Raw genomic sequence first — 16222 nt, 5'->3', positions numbered from 1 at the left:
GCGATTTCGGTTTAAAAGACCTCCGGGTATGGCAGCAACCATCTGCCATACCCTTTTTCGCATCACCATGCCCGGCAGATAGCAGCCCATTGCCATGATCATCTATTCCCTGCGCCGCCTTGCTTCTCTTTGCGTGACACTCGTGGCAGCTTCTCTTTTTATCTTCGCAGTGATGGAGATATTGCCGGGCGATCCGGCTCAGTTGATTCTTGGCATCAACGCACAGGAAGACACCTTGGCCGCTTTGCGCGAGCAACTGGGCCTCAATCTGCCCCTTGCCAGCCGCTACTGGCTCTGGATCTCGGGCATGCTGCAAGGCGATTTCGGCATCAGCTACACCTATTCTGTGCCAGTCACAGAGCTGATCAGCGAACGACTGACCATTTCTCTGCCACTTGCGCTAATGGCCCTTGCCCTTTCCACCTTAATAGCCCTGCCACTTGGTATTCTGGCCGCCAGCAATCACGGTCGCTGGCCGGATGTGAGCCTCATTGGCGCAACACAGATCGGCATCGCCATCCCCAATTTCTGGTTTGCCATGCTTCTGGTTCTGGTCTTTGCCGTTACCCTGCAATGGTTGCCCTCGGGGGGCTTTCCCGGCTGGGAGGCCGGGCTTTGGCCCGCAATCAAGGCGCTGTTATTGCCTGCCATTGCCCTTGCTCTGCCGCAGGCATCCATTCTCGTGCGCATCATGCGCTCTTCCATGCTGGAAGTGTTGCATGAAGATTATATGCGCACCGCCCGCGCCAAGGGCCTCAACCTGCGTCAGACACTGGCGCGCCATGGTCTGCGCAACGCGCTTATCCCGGTAATCACCATCATGGGGCTGCAATTCTCATTCCTTCTGGCGGGCACGGTCATCATCGAGAATGTCTTCTCCCTGCCCGGCCTTGGAAGATTGGTGTTTCAGGCCATCAACCAGCGCGACCTCATCACGGTGAAAGCCGTTATCATGCTGCTGGTCGCCACCGTCATACTCGTCAATTTCCTCGTGGACATCACCTATGGCCTGATCGATCCGCGCCTTCATCGCAGGCAGGGCAGCCAATGACCAAGCCGCATCTCTTCTCAACGGACGCCCATAAATATCGCAGCTTCCTTGCCAAGGGCCTGCATTCGCCTTCCTTTGTCATTGGCGGCGCGATCACTCTGTTCTTTGTGGTGCTTGCTCTGGTCTCCTTTGTCTGGACGCCCCATGACGCGCTTTCGGTCAATATCGCCGAGCGCCTCAAGCCGATCAGTGCCACCTATTGGCTCGGCACGGATCACTATGGCCATGATCTCTTTTCCATGATCATGCTGGGCGCGCGCAATTCCATCGCCGTGGCGCTGGTTGCCGTGGGCATCGGCGCCTGTCTCGGCGTGCCTCTTGGCTGTTGGGCAGCGGCAAAAGGCGGCTGGCTGGATGAAGCCATCATGCGCACAGGCGACTTTATTTTCGCCTTTCCGGCCATCATCTCGGCCATCATGATCACCGCTCTGGCTGGCCCCGGCGCCATCAACGCCATTGTCGCCATCGGGATTTTCAACATTCCGGTCTTTGCCCGCCTTGCCCGCGGTGCGGCGTTGAGCCTATGGACGCGTGAATTCATTCTCGCCGCCCGCCTTTCCGGCAAGGGCTCGGTGCGCATCACCATCGAGCATATCCTGCCCAACATCGCCAACCTGCTGATCGTGCAGGGAACCATCCAGTTCTCACTGGGCATTCTGGCTGAAGCCGGGCTTTCCTATGTAGGCCTTGGCACCCAGCCACCCATGCCCAGCTGGGGGCAAATGCTCTCGGAAGCTCAGACATGGCTGATGATGGCCCCGCAACTGGCGATCATCCCCGGCATGGCGATCATTCTTACGGTTCTGGGCCTCAATCTTCTGGGCGATGGCCTGCGCGACATGCTCGACCCGAAAATCCGTTCAAGCCTCGACATTGGCGGGAGCAAAGCATCATGAGCCTGCTCACGTTGGAAAATGTCAGCCTCACTATTGGTGACAAGCCAATATTGAAGGATATCTCCTTCTCGTTGGAGCGGGGCCAATGTCTCGGGCTTGTTGGCGAATCTGGCTCGGGCAAGAGCCTGACAGCCCTTTCCATCATGCAGCTTCTGCCGCGCCAGAGCCAGCTTTCAGGCGCCATCCATCTGGCGGAGACCAATCTGGCCCATCTCTCCGAGCGGCAGCTATGCAATTGGCGTGGCAACCGGATGGGCATGATTTTTCAGGAACCCATGACAGCGCTCAATCCGCTAAAAGCCATTGGCGCGCAAGTGGAAGAATGCATCCTCCAGCACAGCTCGGTCACCCGCCATGAAGCGCAGGAGCAGGCCAGAAACCAGCTGCAACGTGTTGGCCTCAACCCCGAGCATGTCGCGCCGGATCGCTTTCCCCACCAGCTCTCTGGCGGGCAACGCCAGCGCGTCGTCATCGCCATGGCCATCGCCATGAAACCGGACCTCATCATCGCCGATGAGCCGACCACCGCGCTCGACGTCACCTCACAGGCCGAAATCCTGCAATTGCTCAAGGCCCTCATGGCCGAAGACCATTCCGCCTTGATGCTCATCTCCCATGATCTTGCGGTGGTGGCTGAAATGGCCAACTCGATAGCCATCATGAAAAAGGGTGCCATCGTCGAACAAGGCCCACTACCGGGATTGTTCGACACCCTCAGCCACCCCTATAGCAAACGCCTGTTCGAGGCTTCGACCCATCAGCCCGCGCGGCAAAAGCCACCCATTTTCAGCGATGACCCGAGCCTTGTGCAAACGGCCCCCGTGCTTTCCGCCAGCACAGTCGTGCGCACCTACCCCTTGCCGCGCCAGTTCCCCTATCTTGAACGCCGCAGCACGCGCGCCGTGGATGGCGTAGACCTGACGATCCACAAGGGCCAGAGCATCGGGCTCGTGGGCGAATCCGGCTGTGGCAAATCCACTCTCGCCCGCACCCTTCTGGGGCTGGAAGCTCCACAAAAGGGCGGCATTCGCGTCGGCCAACACGATCCCTATTCCGCCAACAAGACCGATCTGCAACAGGTGCGTCGGGATATCCAGATCGTCTTTCAAGACCCGAACGGCTCTTTCAATCCACGCCACAAGGTGGGACGATCCATTGCCGAACCGCTCTATCTGTTTCAAAAGGAAGTGAACCGCGACGAGCGCGACGAACGCATCGCCACCAGCCTCACGCAGGTGGGACTAGCACCAGAAGACGCGGAAAAATTCCCCCATGAATTCTCCGGAGGCGAGCGCCAGCGCATCGCCATCGCCCGGGCGCTTATCACCTGTCCCCGCATCATCATCGCCGATGAGCCCGTCTCGGCCCTCGACGTCTCCATTCGCGCCCAGATTCTGGATCTTTTCACCGATTTGCGTGACCGGCTGGACCTTGCCTATCTGTTCATCAGTCACGATCTTTCCGTTGTCCGCTCGGTGACAGACGAAGTCATGGTCATGTATCGCGGCAAAATCATCGAACGCGGCCGCACCGAAACCATTTTCAATGCCCCCCAAGAGCCCTACACCCGCGCCCTCATCAACGCCGCCCCCAACCTGCACAAAACCATTGCAAGACGAAGGGCCGTGACAGAAGAGCCCACCTGAGAACGCGCCATGTCAGCTTTGCGGACGAAGGATACATTGGGTGCAGTGCCGAAATTTCATGGCGTCGGTGCGCGCTTATGGCAAAGCGAGCGGGAGGCGGTCATCTACTGCGGATGAGAGATTTGTGATGCTTCAAGAGGAAGCTGACATTTAGGGAATTAAGCAAAATACCTATTTGGCAGTTCAGCGGCCATGAAGGCGTTCTAGCGTCCCCAGAATAGCGCACCTGCTTTTGCCTTTTCTTAGCATCTCGCGGGCCACATCAGCATCGCGCCCACCCTTTCGAATGATGCTGAAAACATCCGATTCATCGAGCGTGACAGGATGCGCTAGCCCACAAATTTGAAAAACCTGCTTACTGGAGTGTGCCGCCATATCGAAGGGCGCCGCCATATCGGAGTATGGCGCCACCCTTTTGGACTGCTCCGAAAAGCCTGGACCTTCATAGGTTTTGCTCAGAGGTCTCTCCACTGTGACGGTGAGAATTGGTATGTTGAGAAGAATATAAATACTGAACATGAACATCGAGGCGATCAAGACGATACGCAGCGTTCTTGAGAAAGCGGACATTCGCAGCACCTTTTGAAATGAGTGTAAAGATTTGTTCTAATGACTTTTCGAGGAAGTTTACGTTTGTTTTCAGAACAAGGAATAGCAGCGCCTATTGCAGACATCTGAAACCGTCGAGACACTTGCCCGTGGCAAGGTCATAGACCACGGCATGTCCCAGGTCGCCTGCGGGAAGAGGAACCCCTTCTTCCAAGAGAAACGTACCGCCAAAGGCTCCGTGCATGCCTGCAGGAAAATGCGCTATCGGTTTTTTAATGATGAAGTATTCGTCTTCTGTAACGCTAAGTGATCCTGCATCAAGCAATTGTATCAGCCCTGCAATGTTAGGGAGAATGTCGTAAACTGCCACTTTTCCTGATGCGATCACATCAGCCACCTCGAATTGTTCCACCCCATATGGGTAGAAACCTCGAAATTTATTCTCAATTTTGCTGCGCGGATCTCTCTTTGAATAGTCGATGCCTAAGCGTTCTCTTTTAGCGCTCGTGCCCGATGGAAGCCCGATATTCTGAATAGAGCGGGCGGCAATTACCTTGTCAATAGCGTGGCCCAGCGCCAGCGACAAACGACTTTCCGCCAGCAGGGCTCTTCCGGATTTCGGGTTGCCTATATAGGGTGGAGCACAGTTTTTTTGTGCTGTGAACTCGACTTGATTGGCCTTGAGGCCAACGATCCCCTGACGCTTTCCATCCAGTTCAGAAACGACAAGCTTTTCAATCCTGCTCGTTTCGCCGGTAAATTTCAGAACAACTGATCCGCTAAAAGCACTTATGATGAAAAGGGGCTTGTCGCCGGATTCAATATTGATACTTGCAGCGGTTGTTTCTTCTTCAAAGCCATTCACGGCAACCGACGAGAGAGCCTTGGAGGCAGATCCGCTCAGGAAGATGATTTCCGCCTTTTCCGAGGGTTGCGGCAAAATGCAGGCCTGTTTTTTAGTTTCAACGGCAGCAGCTTTCGTCTTTGGCGTCTGGGCTGGTTTTTCAGCCGTTTCCGTTTCCTCTGTCGATGGACTTTGCTTTACCGGAACCTGATCTAATGCTTGCAGGATATCTTCAAACACCACCTTTCCATCATGGTCAGCGTCAAAACGCATGAGGCGGTCTTGCCTTTTTTTCTTGTCCTTATGATGCTGCGCTGCATCAGAAGAATATCGATACAATTCCTCAAATGAGACCTTGCCGTCTCCATTGCCTGCCTCGTCAATCTTGGAAAGAGTGGCTTGTACACTCTTGAGCTTGCGCTCAGACATGAGAGCGGAAAGACTGGCGTAATCCTTGCCGTCAATGACGCGATCCGAATTGAAATCATATGAAAGTATGTCAGCCGCAAAAAATGCGCGTGCCTTTGCCAAGCTCCATTGCTCTTCCCTATCCAACATGCTTTGCGTAAACACGCCGTCAGAAGCTCGTCTTTTAAACTCATCGTTGAGACGGATTAAGAATTTATCACGTCCCTTGGCGATCTGCTTCAGTTCATATTTGCTAAAAATGGATGGCGCTTCAGAGGCGCTCGCATAGGGCGCATTTAACATCATCAGGGAAGCAACAAGCGATAGCATTTTGGTTTTCACAATACACCCTCCAGATTGAATATTGTCTTGATATATTCAAAAGGTTGAGAGTAAGAAAACACTGAATGCACACTGTCAGTAATTTTGCTTTTGGTAAGTAAATTGTAAAAATGATGCATCATCGTAAAGGCTTGCGATGCTTCAATCGAATGGCAGGAATGGGGAAGCATGCATTTGGGATGTAGCCTCTACAGGGTGTCCGGTATGGACTGCGGTTTCCGGGCAGCTCTTTCGAGCATGGGAACGTGCCACCATTTTCAATGTCGCGTTTGGGCTCCAACCTCCCCTCCCAAAAAAAGCAAAACCCGCCGGATTGCTCCGACGGGCTGGATAGTTATTCCGCTAAAAGCGTTGTTGCACCATTGACGCCTATTTGGCGCGGTAGGCTTTGAGGCGATCGAGAATGGCTGGGTCACCTTCGCCGCGTTCGGCGGATTTAACGGCAGGAGCCAGCTTGTTGGCCAGTTCCTTGCCAAGCTCGACGCCCCACTGATCATAGCTGTTCACGCCCCAGACGACGCCCTGAACGAACACCTTGTGCTCATAGAGCGCGATCAGGCGGCCAAGCATTTTCGGGGTCAGCTTGTCATAGAAGAGAAGCGAGGTCGGGCGGTTGCCCGGGAACACCTTGTGCGGCACAAGGGCTGCGACCTCTTCGGCGGATTTGCCCGAAGCTTCCAGCTGCGCCTTGGCTTCATCTGCCGTGCGGCCAAAGGCCAGCGCTTCGACCTGCGCAAAGCAGTTGGAGAGCAGCAATTCATGCTGATGCTGGTCCGCGTCCGTCGGCTTTGCAGCAACGAGGAATTCGCATGGGATGATATCATGGCCCTGATGCAGTTCCTGATAGAAGGCATGCTGACCGTTGGTGCCAGACTGGCCCCAGATCACCGGACCGGACGCGCGTAGGATATCGGAGCCATCGCGGCGCACGCGCTTGCCGTTGGATTCCATATCCAGCTGTTGCAGGAAGGCGGAGAAGAATTCCAGCCGCTGGTCATAAGGCAACACGGCAACCGATGGGCAGGCCCAGATATTGCGATACCACAGGCCAAGCGCGGCCAGCAGCATGGGCAGATTCTCGCGGAATGGCGCTGTTTCGAAATGCTCGTCCATGGAGCGGGCACCAGCGAGAAACTCCTCAAACCCTTCCGGCCCGATGGCGATCATCACAGGCAGACCGATGGCCGACCAGACCGAATAGCGGCCGCCGACCCAATCCCAGAATTCAAACATCCGCTCGGTGCTGATGCCAAAGCCTTCCACACCTTCCTTGTTGGTGGAAAGCGCTGCAAAGTGATCGCCCACAGCATCATCGCCCAGAGCCGCGACAAGCCATTCCTTGGCCGCACGGGCGTTGGTCATGGTTTCCTGCGTGGTGAAGGTTTTGGAGGCAACGAGGAACAGGGTACGAGCGGGATCCAGCACCTTCAGCGTATCGCCCATATGCGCGCCATCCACGTTGGAGACGAAATGCACGCGTGGACCATCATGATAGGCAGCCAGACCAGCGGTCACCATATGCGGCCCAAGGTCAGAGCCCCCAATGCCGATATTGACCACATCGGTGAAGGGCTTGCCATCTTTGGCAGCGATGGACCCATCACGCACGCCTTTGGCAAACGCATAGAGCCGTTCCTTGACAGCATTCACATCAGCCGCAATTGCCTGCCCATCAACCACCAGATCATCATCAACACTGCCGCGCAGAGCGATATGCAGCACAGAGCGCCCTTCAGTATTGTTGATGGCAACGCCAGATTTCATCTCGGCATAGCGTTCGGCCACACCGGATTGCAGCATCAGATTTTCGAGCAGCATCAGGGTTTTGTCCTGGATGCGGTTGCGCGAATAGTCGAGCGTTAGACATCCGTCCATTTCTGCAGAAAAGCGTTCGAACCTGTCAGCCTCTTCAGCGAAGGCTGAGCGCAGGTTAAAATCAGACAATTCCTGACGATGGCGGACCAAATCGGACCAGACGACTTCCAGAGAGCTCATTTTCAACCCCAATCAATTGCTTTTGAAACTTTACAGACTTGTAGAACGAATATGTGACGAGTCATTTGAGTTCCATCAACAAATGAATTCAAGTGTGTAATTTTCCACGCCCGCCCTTTGACGGCCTTCAGAGGAAAAAAAGCGCCTTCGCTGCTAAAAAGCGTCAAAAAATAGCTGAATATGTCAAGCAGATTGTAGAAATTCAACCTATGCAATTAATATGAAACAGTGAGCTGATTCGACCCCTCGAAGCCGCTCGCAAGGAAACAGGACAGGAAAAGCCGGATCGGCGGGAGAGTTTTGTGCGCAATATAGTCATTTCCATTGTTTCAGCGATCATTGTGGTTGTTCTGGCAATCCTTCTCCTACCCATGTTCCTTTCCACCGACTATCTCAAGGCGCAGGTGGTCAATCTAGTAAAAGACAAGACGGGCATGACGCTGGCCATTGGTGGCGATGTGTCCCTGTCCTTCATCACCGGCGTCAAGCTCAACACCGAGAGCGTTTCGCTGGAAGATCAGGCGGGACAGCCGCTCTTCTCGGTGCGCGAACTGGATTTCGGGCTCGCCCTCTCTCCGCTTCTCAGTGGCAAGGCAGACATCACCGGCATTACGTTGGATCGGCCGGTGGTGACCATTACGACGGGAGCGCCATCGCCCGCTGAAGGCCAACAGGGACAGACCAAGGCAGCCGATGGGGCTAGCGCCCAGACAGACACAGCGCCCGCCGCTTCGGGACAATCCGGCGAGATAGACCTTTCCGCCCTTAGCATCCGTCGCCTCAGCATCAATGACGCCCAGGTCGTTACCATCGATCAGGGTGGCCACGCACAAAACATCGTCTCCGGGCTTAACGCCACCGTGCGCATTCCCGATTTCAATGGTGTCTCCGAGATCGAAGCAACCCTGCCCTACAAGGGCCAATCCCTCTCCATTGCAGGAAAGCTGGCCAATACGGGACGCGCAATCAATGGCCAATCTTCGCGACTAGATCTCAACCTTGATAGCGAACTGATCAAGGCGACCATCGAGGGCAATCTTGCCTACAAGAACAACCAGATCTTCACGGCAAACTATGCCTCCAACATTGGTAATGTGAAGCAATTCATGAGCTGGTTAGGCCTGTCGCCAGACCTGCTGGATGTCAAGGCGGCGAGCGTCAAGGGCTCTGTGATCGCGAGAAAGAAAGAGATTCGCCTGCCCAGCCTGACCGTCTCGCTGGACAAGCAACAGCTGAACGCAGCAGCACGGCTTTTCATCGCCCCCAAAACGCAGCGCCCCGCCATTCGGCTGGCCGTGGATAGCTCTACCCTCAATATCGACACGCTTCTCAAGCCCGCAGCCGCAGCAAACGCGCAGGGCCAGGAAGCCACGTCTCAGGCGCAAGGCACCGCCGGCACACCGCCGGATCTGTCCATTCTCAACGACTTCAACGCCACGCTTGACTTCCGCTCTGGGCGCCTCACCTACAAGGGACAGTCGCTGCGCCAAGTCAAATTGCTGGCCCAGAACATCAATGGCAAACTTGGCATCAATCTCAAGTCCGCCAATCTGGCCAAGGGCAATGTGCGCGCCAAACTTTCGGGCGATGTCAACCAGCTTGTCTGGTCCGGCTCTCTGACAGCCAATGGGTTGGGGGTCAAGCAGATCGCAAAGCTGGTGGGGCAGACCAGCCCCTTGGCGGGCAAGCTTTCGGCCAATATCAATTTCGCCGCACAGGGCCTGACCGTCGACGAAATCACCCAGAAGGGCAATCTGGCAGGCGAGATCACCCTTGCAAACGGACAATATGCCAATCCGGCACTGCAACAGGCCGTACCAAAGCGCAAAACCGGTATGCTGCGCAAAATCTCCAGCCGCATCACCATCGCCAACCTCGATGATCCTATCGACATCAAGGGCAGCTTCAACTGGAATGGCGACACAATCCAATATAGCAGCACCATCGGCCTTGGCGAATTGCTGTCAAATGCGCCGGTTCCTGCCAGCATTTCGGTTGAAGGCAAGCGCTTCGCCCTCGCCCTTGCGGGAAAGCTTGACCCTGCTAAAAGCAGCCTTTCAGGCAGCAAGCTGACCGTTGAAACCAAATCAAGCAAACAACTGCTGGCCTGGCTCGGGCGAGATGTCAACCGGGGCACACCGAACCTTCCGGTTTTCTTCTCCGGTCAGCTCGACCTTGGCGCCAACAAGAGCACGCTCAAAAATATGACCCTGCGCATGGGCCAGACCAATGGCTCAGGCAACATCACCTATGTCGCGGGCACTATTCCAGCCATCTCGGGCTCGTTGGCCTTTGACAAACTGGACGCGACCCCGTTCATGGGCGATGGCCAGCAGAGCGGGGGTGCGAAAAACAGGCAAGCGGCCAATCGACCAGCCACCCCGTCCGGCTGGGACAAAAGCCCCATCGATTTCTCGGGCCTCAACAGCATCAAAGCCGATCTGGCCTTCTCGGCAAAATCCCTCGTTGCCCGCGACATCGTCATGGGGCCGGTGCAGCTCGCTGTGAAAATCGACAATGGCCAGCTCTCCACGGCACTGAACCAGATTTCGCTCTATCAGGGCAAAGGCAATGGACAGATCACGGTGGACGCACGGAGCAAACCGGCGAAACTGGCTGCCCAATTCGCCCTCTCGGGCATGAATATGCGCCCCTTCCTCACCGACACCATCGGCATGCGCAACTTGAGCGGCAAAGGCGGGGTCACCCTCGATCTGACAGCACAAGGCGCAAGTCAGGCCGCCATCATCAGACAGCTCAATGGCACAAGCAAACTGGAAATGCGGGATGGACAGATCAATGGTATCAACATTCCGCGTATGCTGCGCAGTCTGCGTGGCAATATTCTGGATGGCTGGGCCTCTGCCGATGCTCAAAGTACAGACTTCTCAGCCCTGACCGCCAGCTTCGTCTTCAAGAACGGCATTGCAAGCAACAATGACCTCAACATGCTCAGCCCGTTGTTGCGGCTGTCTGGTGCAGGCACCATCAACCTGCCACAGATGACCATCAACTATAAGGCCATACCGAAGGTCATTGCCAAGCTCAAGGGGCAAGGCGGTCCGGTGGATGCGGATGGCATTCCCATCCCGATCATCATTGAAGGCAAGCTCAGCCAGCCGCGCATCTATCCCGATATTCCGGGCATTCTGGAAAACCCGCAAGCGATCCTCAAATCGCTTGAGCAGATGGGAGGAGCAGGTAAAGATGCCTCCAAGGCGATCCAAAAAATCGAAAAGAATGTCACCAAGGAGCTGCAAAAGCAGTCAGACAAGCTCGGCGTTGACCTGAACCAGATCTTGCAGCCACAAAAGGGCAATAATAATAGCAATAACAACGAGAGCCAGCAAAAGCCCAAGCTCGAAGAGCAACTCCTGCAAGGATTGACCAAGGGCCTGTTCGGCAATTGAACAAGCCGCATACCGACATCAAGGGTCGCCCATCGGCGGCCCTTTTTTTGTTGGAGACAGTCTCACTGCCAGACCAATTGACAATTTGCACAAAGAGTTCTGACGATTTGCATTAATTCTGACAATTTTTATAAAAGATAGCCTCTACCCGTTGATCAGCGAGTGCAGTTAAGTCCTCCCAAAAGACCAGCAAGCCGATCAAGGGAGCCATAGGACAATGCCTGCACCAGAGAAAGCAACCCCGCCAACGATCCATCTTCTTGGGGTTCCGGTTCAAGATGGTACCCATGAAAAAGGATGCCTCATGGGGCCGGATGCTCTGCGCACTGCCGGATTGCGAGACACGCTTGAAGGACTTGGCTTTGATTGCGTGGATCATGGCAACCTTTCGCCCGCCGCCATTGATCCAATGCCCGCGGGAAAGGGCAACGCTTTGCAATTTGATGCTATCGCAAGCTGGACCCGCACCCTTGCTCCCAAAGCCTATGAGATGGCCAAGAACGGTTTTCCGCTCTTTATGGGCGGCGACCATTCGCTGTCTATGGGCTCGGTTGCTGGCATGGCACGCCATGCCGCCGAAGAAGGAAGAGAGCTCTTCGTGCTATGGCTTGACGCCCACACAGACTTCAACACCCCGCTGACATCGGAATCGGGCAATATGCACGGCATGTCTGTCGCCGCTTTTTGCGGTTTGCCCGAATTGAGCGGTCTTTACGAAGCCCCCCTTGATCATCCGGTCAATCCCGCTCAAGTCCATATGATGGGCATTCGCAGCATCGACCAGAAAGAGCGTGATCTCTTGCGGCGGCACCATGTCAAGATCAACGACATGCGTGTACTTGACGAGATGGGCGTCATCCGCCCCTTGATGGAACTGATTGATGAAGTCAAATCACGCAACGCCATGCTACATGTCAGCCTTGATGTGGACTTTCTCGACCCGGAGATTGCCCCAGCCGTCGGCACGACAGTACCGGGGGGCGCCACCCTGCGTGAAGCCCATCTGATCATGGAGCTACTGCATGAGAGCGGCTGTGTCTCCTCGCTGGATCTGGTCGAGCTCAATCCGTTCCTTGATCATCGCGGCAAGACAGCGGAGCTGCTGACCGATCTCACAGCCTCCCTCTTCGGACGCACCATTTTCGACCGGCCAACCCGCCGCCCCGGCCCACGGCACAGAAGCGTCTAGTCCACGGCCATCAAACAATTTGCTATCCCTTTCGGTAATTTTGCCGCTGCGTAACAGCCTGATCACGTTGATTAACTGGACAAAAATCATTTCCTGCCTAAAACTAGGATCAACGACAATGATCTGTCGTGTGAGAATGGCTCGCTATGGATCAGGCTCAAAGGATAGATCACAACGGCACGAGGAAACGCACGCATGCAAGACAATGACAGCAAAGAGGATGATGCTCCGCTTCGCATCGCTCTGGTGGCCCATGATGCAAAGAAGGATGACATCGTGGATTGGGTTGGCAAACATCTCAATCTGCTGAGAAAAGCAACATTTGTCGGCACCGGCACCACCGGTGGACGCATCAAGAAGGCCTTTCCCGAGCTGGATCTCACGCCTTTGTTCTCCGGCCCTTTGGGTGGCGACCAGCAGATCGGCGCCATGATTGCCGAAGGCAAACTGGATGGTCTGATCTTCTTCGTCGACCCGCTTTCTCCCATGCCCCATGATGTGGACGTGAAAGCACTTAACCGTCTGGCCGTCGTTTACGACCTGCCTATGGCCCAGAGCCGCCGCTCCGCCAACATGATCATTCGCGGCATGATGATGGAAAAATACGGCACCATCGACTTGTAGGATAGGCCCCCACAAAGCCCAAACGGATATTGCAAGACAAAAAGCCGCCCGGTTCCCCGAGCGGCCTTTTTATTTCGCGATGCAGCCTGTCGCTAGTCTTCCCGCACGACATAGACCGAGCATTTGGAGTGGCGCACGACACGCGCCGCATTTGGCCCAATCAGCATTTCGCGCAAGTCAGGCTTATGAGCACCGATCACGATCAGATCTGAATCAGCCTGCTCGGCGGTTTCCAGAATCTCCTCATAGATCGAGCCCGACGCCACGATGTGACGCAAATCGGCCACACCGTCTTCGCCAAGAATATCGGAGACACGCTTCTTCAACGCAACCTTGGCATCTTTGACCGCCTGATTCTGGAAATTCTCATCGAAATAGGACCCGACGAGAGAGATCCGGAAATTGGGCACGACCGTTACGATATCCAGCCGTGCACCTTCAAGCTTGGCGATCTTGTTTGCCGTGTTCAGAACTTCGGCATCATTTTTCTGACTGATGTCAAGGGCGCATAGGACCGTATTGATCATGCTGGTTTCTCCTCTTTGCGACCAACGCGTGCACGCTGAAGCAAATAAACACATCCAAGCAGCAACAGCCCCGGAATATAGATCAGATCCTTGGGCAACTGGTCTGCCTTGATTTCCGCATGGGTAATCTGCACAGGGTCATCCGCGTAGAAGTCAAAGCCACCGAGCATTTCAAAGAAAGGTGTGCCCGGGAATGGCTCATCCAGCTTGGTCACACCATCTTCATCGAGAATGGTCAGGCCCTGAGCCTCGAGACGTGCGTCCCCTCCCGCTTCTTCACCGGAGGTAATAACCAGGGTGGTTTCCTTGGTTGATCCTGTGTCGAAATCCGGCCCGGAGATGTTGAGCCGCATTTCATGCCCCGGAGGAATAGCCCCGAAGGCCTGACTTACCTGCGCCGGTTCCACCACCTCGAAAGGAGGCTGTATCCGGTTCATGAAGAAATCCGGACGGAACAGAATAAAGGCAATCAGCACCAGAGCGACACTTTCATAGATGCGGCTCTTGGTCACGAAATAACCCATCGTACCCGCTGTAAAGACCAGCACCGCTATCATTCCGATCGCAGCAACCAGAAGCCCCTGATACCATGTGACATCATACCAGAGCAGATCGGTGTTGAAGATGAAGACGAATGGCAGCGCAACGGTCCGGAGCGAATAGAAGAAGGCGGTAAAGCCCGTCTTGATCGCATCGCCCCCCGACACCGCAGCCGCCGCAAAGGAGGCAAGCCCCACCGGCGGCGTCACATCGGCCATGATACCGAAATAGAAAACGAACAAGTGAACTGCGATAAGCGGCACCACCAGACCGGATTGCGCCCCGAGTTGAACAACCACACCGGCCATCAGCGAAGACACAACGATATAGTTGGCCGTTGTCGGCAGTCCCATACCCAGCACGAGCGACAGCATGGCCACAAAGATCAGCATCAAGACGAGGTTGCCCCCGGACATCAGCTCCACGAGATCCGCCATCACCTGCCCGATACCGGTTAGCGTCACCGTTCCCACGATCACACCAGCCGTTGCCGTGGCAAGACCGATACCGATCATGTTGCGTGAGCCATCGATCATGCCGATACCCAGATCACCAACACCAGCCTTGAAGGCGTTCACATATTCATTTTCGCCGCGGAACATGGCCTTGAGCGGCCGCTGCGTCAGCAGGATAACGAACATCAGAGCCGTCGCCCAGAAAGCGGAAAGCCCCGGCGATTTCTGCTCGATCATCAGGAAGTAGACCAGAACCACGATCGGCAGCAGATAGTAAAGACCGGTTTTGTAGATGTCCTTGACTTCCGGCAGCACGATGTTCTCGTCATTTGGATCGTCCGGTTTCAGGTCATCCACCGATGCCGCCAGCTTGAGCAGCAACAGATAGGCCACAAAGGTGATGGCCGCCAGAATCCAGCTTGCCCCTTCAGGCACCATAGAAACAATCAACCCGATCGGGTATTTGATGCCATAGCAAAGCAGGGCAAATCCGACGAAGAAGAACAACATGCCAAGAATGGTCCGTGCCGTGGAAACAGCTTTCGTACCGATGGTGGGCATATTGCGCTTCACCGCTTCCAGATGCACGATATAGACTAGCGCAACATAGGACAGGATCGCAGGCAGGAAGGCATGCGTGATCACTTCCATGTAGGAAATGCCCACATATTCCACCATCAGGAAGGCCGCAGCCCCCATCACCGGCGGCATGATCTGCCCGTTCACCGAAGAAGCCACCTCAACAGAGCCAGCCTGTTCGGAGGTAAAGCCCACCCGCTTCATGAGCGGAATGGTAAAAGTACCCGTCGTCACCACGTTGGCAATGGAAGAGCCGGAGATAAGACCGGTAGCTGCCGAGCCGACAACGGCTGCCTTGGCAGGTCCGCCCTTCAAATGCCCTAGAGCAGCGAAGGCCATCTTGATGAAATAGTTCCCCGCCCCGGCCTTGTCGAGTAACGAGCCGAACAGCACGAACAGGAACACGAACTTGGTGGAAACCCCCAGCGCGATACCGAACACGCCTTCGGATGTGATCCACATGTGGCTCATGGCTTTCTTGAGCGAAGCGCCCTTCCAGCGAATGACTTCCGGCACCCATTCAGACGAGCCGAAAAAGACATAGACAAGGAAGATGACTGCGATGGTCGCCATAGCCGGACCAAGCGCACGCCGGGCCGCTTCAAACAGCAGGATCAGGCCTGCAAGGGCGACCCACTTGTCGACATCATCGGCCAGACCGCCATTATTGACGACCTTCTGATAGAAGAAGAAGCCATAGAGCGCGATAAAGGTGCCCGCCAACGCGAAGATCCAGTCCTGAACCGGAATATGATGGCGTGGACTGCTTTTCAGCGCGGGATAAGCCATATAGGCCAGGAAAATGGCAAAGGCCAGATGCACCTGACGCGAGTTGTTGATCAGATCGGACGGAAGGACATAGTTGGAAATCGGCGAAGCCAGCAAGACCTGAAAGGCAGCCCAAACAAGGGCAACGATAGCCAAAAAGGTTCCCACCGGGCCGATCGGATTACGCGCTCCCGCATCCGTAGAGGCAACCAGGTCCTGAAGCTCTTCCTCAGAAAGTGGACGCCCAGACGCATTTTTCTGTGACATAGATTGCAGCCCCCAGCCATCGCTCCCAAGCGCGATTACAACCAAGCTGAAACCGTCAAACAGTTTCACCAGCACTGATCGGCGATAGCATATTATTAATTATGGAAAACCGAACCCGGTCTTGCCGGGTCC

At 55.3% G+C, this 16222-nt stretch carries 11 protein-coding genes; 6 read left to right on the top strand and 5 right to left on the bottom strand.

The genetic code is table 11. The features are described from left to right. Positions 1-94: 94 nt before the first annotated feature. Genes ACKPCT_RS20565 through ACKPCT_RS20555 form a run of 3 tightly spaced genes read left to right on the top strand, consistent with a single transcriptional unit; the run spans position 95 to position 3593 of the window. Positions 95-1051 carry an ABC transporter permease gene (locus ACKPCT_RS20565; protein ID WP_319567838.1) on the top strand — a complete coding sequence of 319 codons (957 nt, stop codon included), beginning with the start codon at positions 95-97 and terminating at the stop codon, positions 1049-1051. Next, the gene (locus ACKPCT_RS20560; protein WP_319567837.1) at positions 1048-1947 is read left to right on the top strand and encodes an ABC transporter permease; all 900 of its coding nucleotides are present in this window, start codon (positions 1048-1050) and stop codon (positions 1945-1947) included. Before ACKPCT_RS20565 ends, ACKPCT_RS20560 begins: the two co-directional genes overlap by 4 nt. Next, positions 1944-3593, top strand: coding sequence for an ABC transporter ATP-binding protein (locus ACKPCT_RS20555; RefSeq protein ID WP_319567836.1), 1650 nt, complete (start codon positions 1944-1946; stop codon positions 3591-3593). Before ACKPCT_RS20560 ends, ACKPCT_RS20555 begins: the two co-directional genes overlap by 4 nt. 183 nt (positions 3594-3776) lie before the next feature. Here ACKPCT_RS20555 and ACKPCT_RS20550 read toward each other — a convergent pair whose 3' ends face one another. The 3 genes from ACKPCT_RS20550 to pgi form a co-directional block, all read right to left on the bottom strand. Beyond that, a complete protein-coding gene (locus ACKPCT_RS20550) occupies positions 3777-4163 on the bottom strand; it encodes a hypothetical protein (protein WP_090074019.1) in 387 nt (128 codons plus the stop codon). Between the two features lie 91 nt (positions 4164-4254). After that, positions 4255-5736: a hypothetical protein gene (locus ACKPCT_RS20545; protein ID WP_319567835.1), complete on the bottom strand. Its 1482-nt coding sequence runs from the start codon at positions 5734-5736 to the stop codon at positions 4255-4257. 369 nt (positions 5737-6105) lie between these two features. Continuing rightward, positions 6106-7743 (bottom strand): glucose-6-phosphate isomerase, encoded by a 1638-nt coding sequence (pgi, locus tag ACKPCT_RS20540; RefSeq protein ID WP_407062732.1) that lies wholly within the window; start codon positions 7741-7743, stop codon positions 6106-6108. 290 nt (positions 7744-8033) lie between these two features. On the opposite strand from pgi, the gene ACKPCT_RS20535 reads away from it, so the two are divergent. The 3 genes from ACKPCT_RS20535 (at position 8034) to ACKPCT_RS20525 (ending at position 12954) form a co-directional block, all read left to right on the top strand. Next, positions 8034-11141, top strand: a complete 3108-nt coding sequence (locus ACKPCT_RS20535; protein ID WP_319567834.1) for an AsmA family protein — start codon at positions 8034-8036, stop codon at positions 11139-11141. A 217-nt stretch (positions 11142-11358) separates the two neighbouring features. After that, the gene (rocF, locus tag ACKPCT_RS20530) at positions 11359-12330 is read left to right on the top strand and encodes an arginase (RefSeq protein WP_319567833.1); all 972 of its coding nucleotides are present in this window, start codon (positions 11359-11361) and stop codon (positions 12328-12330) included. A gap of 195 nt (positions 12331-12525) precedes the next feature. After that, positions 12526-12954, top strand: coding sequence for a methylglyoxal synthase (locus ACKPCT_RS20525; protein ID WP_090074028.1), 429 nt, complete (start codon positions 12526-12528; stop codon positions 12952-12954). A 92-nt stretch (positions 12955-13046) separates the two neighbouring features. Here ACKPCT_RS20525 and ACKPCT_RS20520 read toward each other — a convergent pair whose 3' ends face one another. Both ACKPCT_RS20520 and ACKPCT_RS20515 read right to left on the bottom strand, forming a co-directional pair. Next, positions 13047-13481 (bottom strand): universal stress protein, encoded by a 435-nt coding sequence (locus tag ACKPCT_RS20520; protein WP_090074030.1) that lies wholly within the window; start codon positions 13479-13481, stop codon positions 13047-13049. Then, positions 13478-16090: a TRAP transporter permease gene (locus ACKPCT_RS20515; protein WP_319567832.1), complete on the bottom strand. Its 2613-nt coding sequence runs from the start codon at positions 16088-16090 to the stop codon at positions 13478-13480. Before ACKPCT_RS20515 ends, ACKPCT_RS20520 begins: the two co-directional genes overlap by 4 nt. Positions 16091-16222: the final 132 nt, after the last annotated feature.

The sequence above is a fragment of the Cohaesibacter marisflavi genome, from assembly GCF_963665895.2.
Classification (GTDB): Bacteria; Pseudomonadota; Alphaproteobacteria; order Rhizobiales; family Cohaesibacteraceae; genus Cohaesibacter; species Cohaesibacter marisflavi.
Note: the sequence above shows the minus strand (reverse complement) of the source record. Positions and strands in the feature narration are given on the sequence as shown.